Source organism: Gluconobacter sp. Dm-44 (assembly GCF_018256175.1).
GTDB lineage: Bacteria > Pseudomonadota > Alphaproteobacteria > Acetobacterales > Acetobacteraceae > Gluconobacter > Gluconobacter cadivus.
Window position 1 is genome coordinate 17,936 of sequence record NZ_JAERLZ010000007.1, and the last position, 12,131, is coordinate 30,066.

Below are 12,131 nucleotides of genomic sequence, written 5' to 3' on the forward strand. Positions count from 1 at the left end.
ATTTTCAGATGATTTTTACCAGCCCCAGCCTGGGCCAAAACCGTAATCTGGGCCAAAGCTCTCCCCCCAGGGCCCCCAGTCTCCCCAGTTCCATTGGGCATCTTGGTAGTCTTCAGCAGTCATTTGTTGTTCGTTGGCGATATTCTGTTGTTGTTGATACGCTAAATAGCGACCGTAAGCGGCTTGGTTTCCAACATATAGACAACCACAAACTGTCGGATCGGCGTAGACATAGGTTACTGTGCTCCCGTGTATCCGGCGTATAAAATGATGTGACGGGAGTTTTTTGAGCATAGCAATCTGCTGAGGCGTTGATGCGGGTTTCATCAGAAACCCTGCTGCAGCAAGATGGTCGTCTTTTTGAGTGGTAATTTGCTGCGGCGATTCACAGGCAGACAACGCGACCATGCAAAAGAGTGAAGTTAAAATGGTTTTTCTCATTATTAAACCTCCGTAAATAAATGCTCATATTGGTTGCCATGCAGATCGTTAGATTGCGGCATTGATATCTATGTAAAAAACGTCCTAAAGTTCCCTCGGGGCCTAATTTTTTCAAAAAATTTGGAAAATATAGAAAGAATTTTTATTCTTTGCCATGTGTTTTATGGTTTTGGTCGATTTTCTCGAAAAGAGATTCCATTATGGGAAGTTTCTTATTACCGTAACCTACACCTAAAGAAACATGCATTAAAATTCTTTCTGGATTAGATAGAAAATGCTCTACATTCCCACTATTTAATGATTTGTTATCAAGTACCGATATATTGACATTTTCATTCTGTGTGGTCACATAATTCATAACCGGCTGATCGCCGAAGCGATCAATTTCGTGTTGACGTGTGAGTCTTCCTACAGAACATATCATATCAAAAATTTTCTTTGTTTCGCCATGGTCGCTAAAGATCATAATCCCAGAGGTGGCTTTCCAGAATGGGAGGGTACCTATTTCACTGTTCCTTGCAAACATCCAACCACCGAACCAGTTAGTCCCAATATCCCATTCGCTTTCATCTATTTTTTTTACGGAACAATTTGCTTCTCTGTAAAGACAGAAATCTTCAGAACATAGGGCGTCTTTAATAATTTTATTAATATCACCTCCAACAATAATATCAGTATCTAAGTAAAAAATAGGATTATATTTCTCTACATCATAAAGATATATTTTGTATCTTTCGAATATAGGGTCTTTATTTGAGCATTCCTTTACTTCGATATTAAACTGAAAATCAAGTGGGAGAAATTTTAAAGTATCTTCTTGAGATCGGTCTGATATTAAAAATATTTTACCAGAATATAATCCAAATTTTCGTAGAGAAATTATCGATAGTGCCGCGCATTTATAATATTCATCTGATCCAAATACACAAAAATATACTAATGGATTTAGTTTTAATAGTGATCTCTTCCTTTTGAATGAGTCTAGAATGTATATTTTATTTTTTCGTAAATCCCTTAATAATAATGGCCCTGGTCTTCCGCTAATATTGTATGTTTCAAAATTACAATCTACAAATGTTTCTGAATTAATTTTATTGAAGTTTTTAAAAAAAACCTCTTTTCCGGTGTTTTGTTCAATCCACGTTTCGTTCTTGGCCTCTTGAAGCCAACTAAAGGTATCCCAAGAAAGAAGAGCAAAATTTTCCCAAGAAAGAAGATTTGTTGTGTTAAATTTAACTTTTCCTTCCAGTTCAGCTGTTAAATTAAATCCGGATAAGTTAAAAGATATTCCATCCTCTAAACTTCCACCTATATTAACTAATATTGGTTTTTCTTTTGAGGAAAATTTAAAATTTTCTTTTATTCCATCAGTTATGAGAGCATCCCATTCTGATAAATTGTTCTTTCTTAAAAACCAAACTCCGTCCGTTACCTGATATATAAGAAGAGGATTTATATTTTTGTTGGGATCATCATGGTAAATATTTCCATCCTGAGAAACACATAAGATGGTTTTATGAGAAGAAACGACTATCGAACAATCTGATTCGGTAATATCGTGCAGCCAGCTAAAATTTATTTTCTTTGATTCAAGAGAATTAAAATTATCTTCTTTTTTCTGGTGTTTTTTATTTTTCTTTGTGAAATTAAAAAACTTCATTTCATCGTCTTTCTTCTAATAATTTTTCTTGAAGCTAAAACTTTTTTAAATTCTGAGCAATAGCTTCATAGTTTTTTAAAAAATATAAATGACTAACCTGTATTAGTTAACAAACGGGCGAGCTTTGTGCACGAGGTGTTCAATTGCTTGCGGATTCGAAGTACCGTAATACGCTATAAAATCTACACCTGATCTTTCACACCTTCTTCAATTTTGCGGCCGCGAAGCTTTGGATTACGCCTTTTGTCAATGTGTTCTGGGTTTCGCTAATTTTTACAAAAATCATATAAACTTTGAAGCGTGGCTAGGGAGATATAATTTTCTTTTATGAGTTTTCTTCGATAAAATTGCATTTTTATGGAAGGTTTGAAAAGTGGCTATTAAAGATCCTGTTGTGATTGAGCATCTTAATACGCAGCTCACGAATGAATTGACGGCAATAAATCAGTATTTTCTTCATGCCCGCACACTGAGGCATTGGGGTGTGACCCATTTGGGAAAAAAAGAGTATGACGAATCCATTGAGGAGATGCGTCATGCGGATTGGCTGATCGAGCGTATTCTGTTTCTCGGAGGGCTGCCGAATGTGCAGCGTCTGAACTCTATCCTGATTGGGCAGACGGTTCAGGAAATTCTTGAATGTGATCAGAAGCTGGAAGAAAAAGCGATTCAGGATCTGCGCGAAGGTATCGCTTATTGCGAGAGTGCCCGTGATTATGTGTCACGAGATCTGCTTCTGAAAATCCTCGTCAATGAAGAAGAGCATGAGGATTTCATTGATCGCCAGTTCGACCTGATCAAGCAGATCGGGATTGAGCGTTATATTCAGAAAAACTCTGCTGCGGCTCCCGATCAGGACTAACAGAGGTCGTTTTCAAAACAACCCGGCATTGTCCGGGTTGTTTGTTATGCGGCGTTTAGATGTGTCTGTTCGGAATGGGCTTTCTGCATTGCCGATCTGAGTAGGCAGACAATGCCGGGGATGCAGTTGCCGCACTTTGCTGTGCATTTTCGGGCTGAGTAGATTTCTGCCGGGCGAGATGCTCCGTTGTGGATTGCGATTTCGATATCCTGATGGGACAGCGCGTTGCATGAGCAGACGATCATGAAAAAGCAGGCCTTCGTTCGCTGGAACCGATTTAAGAAACCTACCTTAAATGCAAATGGTTCGCAAATGCATTTTTGTGCATGCAATTACGCTGAGTACTGACTGATCCACCGTTGAACGACAGGACGGATTGCGAAATTGCTCTGGATGCGGACGACGCCCGGAAGGCGTGAGAGTTCTTCTTTATGGATGCGCTCGTAGTCAGCAAGATCTCGGGCTGCGACATGGAGCAGGTAATCGGCTTCACCTGTCATCAGATAACACTCCCGAACATCAGGACATTCCCGGATGCGGGTTTCAAAACGACGGAGCGTTTCGTCTGTGAGGCGTTCAAGCGTGATTTGTACGATAACGGTGGTCAGCTTGTGAGCTGAGCGTTCGTCAATGACCGCGCGATAGCCACGGATGATGCCGCGTTCCTCCAGTAGGCGAACGCGCCGCAGACAGGCGGACGGAGAAAGCCCGACACGTTGTGCCAGATCAGCGTTGCTGAGGCGCCCGTCATGTTGAAGGATTCTCAGGATGGATTCGGTGATGCGGTCGAAGATCATGGTGGCATTATCGGTCTATTTTCGCAGAATCGATCATATATTTTTCGCTTATTGGAAAATTATATGATTATCGGGCAGGATATTCTAGCGCACAACGCGATAGTCTCATTTCTCATGATGAGTGCATTTTCTGATCCTTTGTGGCCTTCTTCTCGTGCTGGAGCCCGTCTGACGGTGGATCTGGGCGCGATCGCCTCGAATTATCGGTATCTTCAGAAACTTGCAGCGGATGCTGCCTGTGCGGCGGTCGTGAAGGCCGATGCTTACGGACTGGGTATCGAGCGTGTAGCGCCGGTTCTTGAGCAGGCGGGGGCTCGAGAGTTTTTCGTCGCGCATGTTGATGAGGGGATCAGGCTGCGTTCCGTGGTTTCGCGAAAGGCCCGGATTACGGTGCTTCACGGCCCGAGGCCGGACGCAACGGCAGAGTGTGTGCAATATGGATTGAGGCCGGTTCTGAACAGCCTTGATCAGATTGCTGGGTGGCGCTCTGAAGCGGTCAAGGCGGGGCGGCCGTTGGAGGCTGCTCTTCAGGTGGATAGTGGCATGTCCCGGTTTGGGCTTTCTGGCGCCGATCTTGACGTGTTACATGAGGACGGGGCGCTTATGGAGGGGCTGAGTGTCAGTCTGGTCATGAGTCATCTGGCTTGTGCGGATACGCCCGATCATTCGGCCAATGGCGTCCAGAAACAGCAGTTGCTGGAGATGTCGGCACGGTTGCCGTCTGCACCGTTGAGCCTGTCGGCATCGTCGGGAATTTTTCTGGGGCCGGACTATCATCTGGATGTCGTTCGTCCTGGAGCGGCACTTTATGGAATTGCGCCAAATCTGGCTGGTCCGAATCCGTTGGATCAGGTTGTCAGGCTTCAGGCCCATGTCTTGCAGATTCGTGAAATTCTCCCGGGCGATGGTGTTGGTTACGGGATGACATATCGGCCTGAGCGGCCACGGAAAATTGCCACTGTGGCTGTCGGGTATGCCGATGGCTTTTCACGGCGTGGCGCCGGGCAGGGGTGTGCGTGGTTTGAAGACATCTGTCTGCCAATTCTGGGGCGTGTTTCGATGGATTCCCTGATCGTGGACATTTCGGATGTGCCAGAGGGCATGCTGCGAGCCGATATGATGGTGGATCTAATTGGACCCCGGCGTAGTGTGGACGACGTGGCGGCGGCGGCGGGGACAATCGGATATGAGGTCCTGACGTCTTTGGGGCACCGCTTTTATCGGGAATATGTTGGAAATGGGGAAACGTTCCAAAAGGGCGATTGACATTCCAGCATGGAAAACAAGATAGACGAACTGAAATCGGATTATGTCATGATGGCATGGTCTGGCGTAACAAATCGGAATTCTCATGTATCTCCGTCGTGACAGAGCTTTGACCGCTGTATCCATTATGTTGGACGTCGCTTTCCATGCAGGACGATCCGGGGTGGTGAGTGGCGCGGATATTGCCCGCCGTGGCGATATGCTGCGTCGGGGAATCGAACCTGTGTTGCAGGGCCTCTCTCGGGCCGGTCTGTTGGCAAGTGTACGCGGGCCGAAAGGAGGGTATCGTCTTGGCAGACCTCCGCGGACTATCACGCTGAATGAAATTGTCCGGACTGTCACGGAAGATCCGGAGATGCCCGAGGAAGGCATCAACCTTCTGCGGGCCAAGGTACTTGAGCCGTTCTGGCAGCAGATGGATCAGGAGGTGTCGGAAAAGATGGCGTCCGTCACGCTGGAGCACCTGCTTCAGAATGCGGAGGAAGCGGGCATGCAGCGACCCAGCAGAGCACCAATTTCCTTTTCAATATAACATTATAAAAAAGTATTTTGAAAAAACTACGAAATGGGTTTTAGAGGACGGAATATCTTACCATAAGGGATCAATCTTTGATCTGGTATGGTGAGTTCCATGTCCTTGGTGTTTCCTCTGCTTGCCGTTTGCAAGCGGGGAGGAGGACGCATTCATGACGGGGCCAGCCGCAGGGTAGGGTCCGTATTCGTCAGGAAGGTGAGCGCTGATGAAACGTCCTGTAAGACTCGAACTTGGTCAGAAGCTGGTTCTGACGGCCAACCGGCTGCTGGACGGTCGTACCGTATGGTGGCGGGAAGACGGGACATGGGACCTTCGGATCGGGCAGGCGGTTCTTTTGGACGCGGATGTGGCTGAGACGGCGCTTTCCCGGGCGGTGGAAGAGGCCCAGCGTGAGGGGGTTGTCGGGGTGTATGATACGGCGGTTTTACCTGTTGTGCCTCCTGAACCCGTGACTGTTCGTGAAAAAATCCGGGCTCATGGCCCGACCGTGCATCCGGAATTTGCAGTGGAGACCGCACAGTGAGCGTTCCTGTCGGCCATTATCAGTATGACCGGATTGACCGGGATTTTCTTCAGGCGCGGATTGCCGAGTTTGAGGGGCAGGTGAAGCGGCGTCTGGACGGGACGCTGAGCGAGGACGAATTTAAGCCTCTGCGGCTGATGAATGGGCTGTATCTGCAGCTTCACGCCTATATGCTACGGGTGGCCATTCCTTATGGCATTCTGGACAGTCGGCAGTTGCGCAAGCTGGGTGAGATCGCCCAGCGCTATGACCGCGACTATGGGCATTTCACCACGCGGCAGAACATCCAGTTTAACTGGATCAGGCTCGAAGATACGCCGGATATCCTGCGCGAACTGGCTGAAGTGGACATGCATGCCATCCAGACCAGCGGGAATTGCATCCGCAATGTGACGTCGGACGAGTATGCTGGGGCTGCGGCGGATGAGCTGGTGGATCCGCGGGTTCATGCGGAAGTGCTGCGGCAGTGGTCCACGCTGCATCCTGAGTTCACGTTCCTGCCGCGCAAGTTCAAGATTGCGATTTCGGGTAGTCCGAATGACCGGGTGGCGGCGCGTTTTCATGATATCGGGATTCTGGCCCGTCCGGGTGAGGATGGGGCTCCGGTGTTCCGGATTTTCGTGGGCGGGGGACTGGGGCGGACGCCGGTAATCGGCGAAGAGCTGTTTGACGGTGTGCGGGAAGAGCATCTTCTGGCGACGCTTGAGGCGATCCTGCGCGTCTATAATGCGCATGGACGGCGGGACAATATCTACAAGGCGCGGATCAAGATTCTGGTTCAGGCAATCGGGGTTGAGGCCTATCGGGAGGCTGTGGAAGCCGAGCTGGGCCAGATGGAGCTGGACCGGTATCGACTGACGCCCGAAGCGGTTGCGGCGATCCGGGCGCGTTTTGCCGTACCATTGCTTGAGGCGCCGGACGATGTAGATGCCGTACTGACGCAGCAGCGGAGGGACGATCCGCTGTTTGATCGCTGGGTGCGGAGCAATACGCATGTTCACCGCGATCCGGGGCATATCATTGCAACTATTTCGCTGAAGCCGGCGGGGGGGATTCCGGGGGATGCGACATCGGCGCAGATCGGGCGTCTGGCGGATCTGGCGGATGCGTATTCGTTTGGAGAAATCCGGATCACGCATTTGCAGAATGTGGTTCTGGGGCATGTCCGCAAGGACCGGTTACGGGATCTGTGGCTTGGACTGTCGGAAGTCGGGCTTGCGGAAGCGAATATCGGGCTGATTGGCGATATCGTGGCGTGCCCGGGGCTAGATTATTGTGCGCTGGCGAATGCGCGGTCCATTCCGATTGCGCAGAAGCTGGGTGCGCGTTTTGCGGATACGGCGCTTCAGGCGGAAATCGGGGCGTTGCGGATCAATATTTCGGGCTGCATCAATGCCTGTGGGCATCATCATGCCGGGCATATCGGACTTCTGGGCGTGGACAAGCGCGGAGAAGAGTTCTTCCAGTTGACGGTTGGTGGCCGGGCCGAGAATGGTGCGGCGCTTGGGACGATTCTGGGGGCAGCGCTTCCGGAAGACGAGACCGTTGATGCGATCGCGCGGCTTGTGGACTGCTATCTCGGGCTTCGGGAGAGTGGAGAGACGTTCCTTGAGACTCTGACGCGTCTGGGGCATGAGCCTTTTAGGGAGGCGGCGTATGAAGCTGTTTGAACTCGGTGAGCGGACCGCGCAGGTTCATGATGTGCTGGTGACGGTTGCGGAACTGGCGGAACGGGATGATGCGCGGGCTGTCCTGCTGGAGAGTGCGGACGATCCGGCGCTCCTGCGGCCTTATCTGAATCGGTTGGATCTTGTGGTGCTGCGGTTTCCGATCTTCAGGGATGGGCGTGGGTTCACGCAGGCCCGGGAATTGCGGGAATATCTGCGGTTTTCTGGAGAGATCCGCGCGGAGGGGCATATTCTGCCGGATCAGGCGGCGTTTCTGCGTCGGTGTGGGGTGGACAGTGTCGTTCTGCCGAAGAATGGCAATGGCGATCCCGGCCTGTGGGAGAAGCAGCTTCGGCAGTTTCCGGTGGCGTATCAACGGTCGGTTCTGCCGGAGCGCCCGGTCGGGCCGGGGCTGCGGGTTGAGGAAGCGTCTTAACGAGCGCCAAACCAGCCGCGCCTCCAGAACCAGAACAGCGGCAGAATAACCGACAGGACCATCAGGATCAGGCTGTAAGGGTAGCCGTATTTCCATGACAGCTCAGGCATGTCGTGGAAGTTCATGCCGTAGATGCCTGCGATCAGGGTTGGCAGGATGCCGATGGCGCTGACGACGGTCAGGACTTTCATTCCGTCATTCTGTTCGATGCTGATGAAGCCGAGCGTGGCGTCCAGCAGAAACTGGACCTTATTGACGGTCTGGGCGTCGAAGTCGTTGAGGGATGCGATGTCTCGCCCGGCGACCTTGATGCGGGTTTTGAGGGCCTGCGGTTCTTTCTCGGTTCGGTCGCCAATATAGATCAGGACGCGGTCGAGGCCGAGCAGGCTGTCGCGGATCATGGAGGCGAGGTCGCCGTTGTGGCCGAGGCGACGGAGGGTTTCGCGCAGCATTTCGGCCGCTCTGGCGGGATCGCGGGGGCTGCCGGTACTGAAAACGCGTTTGGAGATGGCGTCGAGGTCACGGCCGAGGCCTTCCAGAATGTCGGCGAGGCGATTGATGATTTCCTCGATGATTTCGACGAGGATTTCGTTGGCGGAAGGGCTCCCTTTGGCCGGATCGCGTTCGGCCTGACGGCGACCAACGATATCGAAACCGTAATAGTCAGTATAGCGGACCGTGATGAGGTGGTTGTCTGTCAGGACGAAGCCGATGGGCAGGGAAAAGGCTGTGTTTTCCTCGCGTCTGACGAGGGGAGTCGAAAGATAGAGGGTGCCATCCTGTTCGTGATGGCGGGAGGAGCTTTCGATTTCCTCAAGCTCGTTGCGGCGGGGAATATGGGTGTTGAGGGCCTTTTCTGCGCGGGCGACCTCGTCGAGAGTCGGGTTGATGAGGTCGAGCCAGACCGCTTTGGAGATATCGACGTCCGGTCCGGTTTCCCGGGCCGGAGCGCCTGCGGGGCGCACGAGGAACATCAGGCGGGTCCTTGAGGGCAATGGAAAGGCTGTGAGGCTCCCTCATGTCCTGCCTGAGGCGGGTTCGCAAGGTGCAGGGGGTGGGAATTGTTGCGGGAGAGGCCTGAAAACGGCTAGACGGATGGACGGCGGGGGCTGCTCTTGGTATCGCATTGGAGCCCTGAAGCGGAACCGAGTGCGGTATGACGAACACATCTTCCCCCCTATCTTCCTCTCTGGCCAATTCGCTTCGTTCCGGCCCTGACGAACGGGGACGGTTCGGGATTTTTGGTGGTCGCTTCGTTGCGGAAACGCTGATGCCGTTGCTGTTCGAACTGGACGAGGCCTATCGCGCTGCGCAGGCTGACCCCGCGTTCCGCGAAGAGCTGGACTATTATCTGAAGGATTATGTCGGTCGTCCGAGCCCGTTGTGGTTTGCCCGGCATCTGACGGAAGAGCTTGGGGGGGCGAAGGTCTATTTCAAGCGCGAAGAACTGAACCATACAGGGTCGCACAAGCTCAACAATGTTATGGGGCAGATCCTCGTAGCCCGACGGATGGGCAAGACCCGGATCGTTGCAGAGACGGGTGCGGGGCAGCATGGTGTAGCGACGGCGACGGTCTGTGCGCTGTTCGGTCTGAAATGCACCATTTACATGGGTGCGACGGACGTTGAGCGGCAGAAGCCCAATGTGTTCCGCATGCATCTGCTGGGTGCTGAGGTGAAGCCCGTGACGGCCGGGGCGGGCACGCTCAAGGACGCGATGAACGAGGCCATGCGCGACTGGGTGGCCAATGTTGCGGATACGTATTTCCTTGTGGGCACGGTGGCCGGGCCGCATCCGTATCCGGAGATGGTGCGGGACTTCCAGTCCGTGATCGGGGTTGAGACCAAGGAGCAGATCACTCAGGCCGAGGGGCGTCTGCCGGATGTGATTGTGGCGGCTATTGGTGGCGGTTCGAATGCGATGGGGATTTTCCATCCGTTTCTGGACGATGCGGATGTGAAGCTGATTGGTGTCGAGGCGGCGGGGCACGGGCTGGATTCCGGAAAGACGGCGGCGTCCATTTCCCGTGGGCGGCCGGGTGTGCTGCATGGCAATCGGACCTATCTGCTTCAGGACAAGCACGGCCAGATTGAGGAAGCGCATTCGATCAGCGCGGGGTTGGATTATCCGGGGATTGGTCCGGAGCATTCCTGGTTGAACGATATCGGCCGGGCCGAGTATGTCGGTGTGACGGATGAGGAGGCGCTTGAGGCGTTTCAGGTCTGTACGCGGACGGAGGGCATTATCCCGGCGCTCGAATGTGCGCATGGACTGGCGCATGTCATGAAGATCGCGCCTACGATGGCGAAGGATCAGATCATTGTTCTGAATGTTTCCGGTCGTGGGGACAAGGATATCTTTACTGTGGCGCATCATCTGGGAGTGACGCTGTGAGCCGGATCCAGACACGTTTTGCAGTTCTGAAACAGGAAGGACGCGGGGCACTGATTCCGTATCTTCAGGCCTGTGATCCGGATTATGACACCTCGCTGGAGCTGCTGCGGGCGATGCCCGCAGCGGGGGCGGATCTGATCGAGATCGGTGTGCCGTTTTCTGATCCGTCTGCGGATGGACCGACCATTCAGGCAGCGGCCCTGCGTGGACTAAAGGCCGGGGCGACGCTGGGGCTGGTGCTTCAGATGGTCCGGGCGTTCCGTGAGACGGACAGTGAGACGCCGATCGTGCTGATGGGGTATCTGAACCCGATCGACAGTTATGGCCCGGCGGAGTTCTGTTTCGATGCGGCGCAGGCGGGTGTGGACGGGATCATTGTCGTCGACATGCCGACCGAGGAGGCGGACCTGCTGGATGCTCATGCGCGGGAAGCCGGGTTGGACATCATTTCTCTGGTGGCGCCGACGACGTCGAATTCTCGTCTGTTCCATGTGCTGCGGGATGCCACCGGGTTTGTCTATTATGTGAGCATTACCGGGATTACCGGGACGAGCAGCGCGAGTGCTGCGGATCTGGAGAAGGCGCTGCCGCGTATCCGGGAAGCGACCAATCTGCCTGTGGCGGTCGGGTTCGGGATTTCCACGCCGGAGCAGGCGCGGACGGCGTCTCGGATCGGGGATGCGGCGGTTGTGGCTTCTGCTCTGATCAAGACCATGGCGGGTACGCTTGAAGACGGGCGGGGGACGGAGCGGACCGTTCCGGCTGTTCTGGCGCAGCTTGAGGCATTGGCTGCGGCTGTTCGGGCTTGATGTTTGGCATCCCGACAGGCTGAGCCTGTCGGAACGCGTTTGATCAGGTGTTGTTGCGCAGGGAAAATCCGAACATCATCGTTGCGAAGCCTGCCATCAGCAGTTCTACGGCGATGAACATGCCGATCAGCCAGAGGCCGGACCAGGGCAGTGTCATATAAAGCAGGATTCCCACGACGAGCGTGATGAGGCCACTGAGGGCCAGCATGATCCAGCTTTTGTTGGTGCGGTGTCCGCCAGCCCAGAAGGTTCGGGCGAGGCCTGCGAAGATCAGGCAGCCTGCGAGAATGGCCGTGATGAAGATCGAGCCGGTTGCAGGTTCCTCGATCAGGAGGATGCCGCCAAGGATGTAGAGGCCGCCGATCAGTCCGGACAGCCACTGGTTCGGGACGGGAAGGCCGCGATGGGCGAAGCTCTGCATGACCTGTGCGACGCCGCCCACGATCATCAGGACGCCGAGGACCACCATGCTGGCGAGGGTGGTGGCGATGGTGTCGAGGGCGGCCAGAATCCCGAGGACGATCAGCATAGCGCCGAAGCCGATGAACCAGCCGGGTTTAAGGCCCTGAGGGTTGGGAAAGCGAAGGGTGTTGAAGCTGTCGGACATGGTTTTCTCCGGTTGGGAGCTGGGTTTGTTCTGGCTGGTCTCTATCGGGAGGCCTGCCTGTTTCATGACACAACGCATGATATCGCGGTTCGTATCAGGCAGGATGACATGTTTTGTAAGGTGGGTAGGAGAG

The 12,131-nt window shown here is 53.3% G+C and carries 14 protein-coding genes; 8 read left to right on the forward strand and 6 right to left on the reverse strand.

All coding sequences use genetic code 11. The annotated features are described in order from the left end of the window. Positions 1–15 precede the first annotated feature (15 nt). Complete coding sequence (locus JK213_RS09555) at positions 16–441, reverse strand: hypothetical protein (protein WP_207728994.1); 426 nt, start codon at positions 439–441, stop codon at positions 16–18. Between the two features lie 142 nt (positions 442–583). Continuing rightward, positions 584–2,101: a hypothetical protein gene (locus JK213_RS09560; RefSeq protein WP_194262731.1), complete on the reverse strand. Its 1,518-nt coding sequence runs from the start codon at positions 2,099–2,101 to the stop codon at positions 584–586. Between the two features lie 373 nt (positions 2,102–2,474). Between JK213_RS09560 and bfr the strand changes: the two genes are divergently transcribed. Next, positions 2,475–2,963 carry a bacterioferritin gene (gene bfr, locus JK213_RS09565; protein WP_194262732.1) on the forward strand — a complete coding sequence of 163 codons (489 nt, stop codon included), beginning with the start codon at positions 2,475–2,477 and terminating at the stop codon, positions 2,961–2,963. 44 nt (positions 2,964–3,007) lie between these two features. Here the strand turns inward: bfr and JK213_RS09570 are convergent, their stop codons facing one another. Both JK213_RS09570 and JK213_RS09575 read right to left on the reverse strand, forming a co-directional pair. Beyond that, the gene (locus tag JK213_RS09570; protein ID WP_194262733.1) at positions 3,008–3,208 is read right to left on the reverse strand and encodes a bacterioferritin-associated ferredoxin; all 201 of its coding nucleotides are present in this window, start codon (positions 3,206–3,208) and stop codon (positions 3,008–3,010) included. Between the two features lie 87 nt (positions 3,209–3,295). After that, the gene (locus JK213_RS09575; protein WP_194262734.1) at positions 3,296–3,760 is read right to left on the reverse strand and encodes an Lrp/AsnC family transcriptional regulator; all 465 of its coding nucleotides are present in this window, start codon (positions 3,758–3,760) and stop codon (positions 3,296–3,298) included. Between the two features lie 117 nt (positions 3,761–3,877). Between JK213_RS09575 and alr the strand changes: the two genes are divergently transcribed. From alr to JK213_RS09600, 5 genes are all read left to right on the forward strand, one after another. Beyond that, entirely contained in the window at positions 3,878–5,026 is a 1,149-nt protein-coding gene (gene alr, locus JK213_RS09580) for an alanine racemase (RefSeq protein ID WP_194262826.1), read from the forward strand. 85 nt (positions 5,027–5,111) lie between these two features. Beyond that, complete coding sequence (locus tag JK213_RS09585) at positions 5,112–5,558, forward strand: Rrf2 family transcriptional regulator (protein ID WP_194262735.1); 447 nt, start codon at positions 5,112–5,114, stop codon at positions 5,556–5,558. A 208-nt stretch (positions 5,559–5,766) separates the two neighbouring features. Then, positions 5,767–6,084, forward strand: coding sequence for a DUF2849 domain-containing protein (locus JK213_RS09590; RefSeq protein WP_194262736.1), 318 nt, complete (start codon positions 5,767–5,769; stop codon positions 6,082–6,084). After that, on the forward strand, positions 6,081–7,754 hold the full coding sequence (locus JK213_RS09595; RefSeq protein WP_194262737.1) for a nitrite/sulfite reductase: 1,674 nt from the start codon (positions 6,081–6,083) through the stop codon (positions 7,752–7,754). The genes JK213_RS09590 and JK213_RS09595 overlap by 4 nt, the downstream gene beginning before the upstream one ends. After that, on the forward strand, positions 7,741–8,187 hold the full coding sequence (locus tag JK213_RS09600) for a DUF934 domain-containing protein (RefSeq protein ID WP_194262738.1): 447 nt from the start codon (positions 7,741–7,743) through the stop codon (positions 8,185–8,187). The genes JK213_RS09595 and JK213_RS09600 overlap by 14 nt, the downstream gene beginning before the upstream one ends. Here the strand turns inward: JK213_RS09600 and corA are convergent. After that, the gene (gene corA / locus JK213_RS09605; RefSeq protein ID WP_194262739.1) at positions 8,184–9,161 is read right to left on the reverse strand and encodes a magnesium/cobalt transporter CorA; all 978 of its coding nucleotides are present in this window, start codon (positions 9,159–9,161) and stop codon (positions 8,184–8,186) included. The two genes, JK213_RS09600 and corA, sit on opposite strands and share 4 nt — an antisense overlap. Before the next feature lie 182 nt (positions 9,162–9,343). Between corA and trpB the strand changes: the two genes are divergently transcribed. Both trpB and trpA read left to right on the forward strand, forming a co-directional pair. Further along, positions 9,344–10,582, forward strand: a complete 1,239-nt coding sequence (gene trpB / locus JK213_RS09610; RefSeq protein ID WP_194262740.1) for a tryptophan synthase subunit beta — start codon at positions 9,344–9,346, stop codon at positions 10,580–10,582. Next, on the forward strand, positions 10,579–11,391 hold the full coding sequence (trpA, locus tag JK213_RS09615) for a tryptophan synthase subunit alpha (protein ID WP_194262741.1): 813 nt from the start codon (positions 10,579–10,581) through the stop codon (positions 11,389–11,391). Before trpB ends, trpA begins: the two co-directional genes overlap by 4 nt. Before the next feature lie 43 nt (positions 11,392–11,434). Here the strand turns inward: trpA and JK213_RS09620 are convergent, their stop codons facing one another. Further along, positions 11,435–11,998 carry an HdeD family acid-resistance protein gene (locus JK213_RS09620; protein WP_194262742.1) on the reverse strand — a complete coding sequence of 188 codons (564 nt, stop codon included), beginning with the start codon at positions 11,996–11,998 and terminating at the stop codon, positions 11,435–11,437. Between the last annotated feature and the right edge of the window lie 133 nt (positions 11,999–12,131).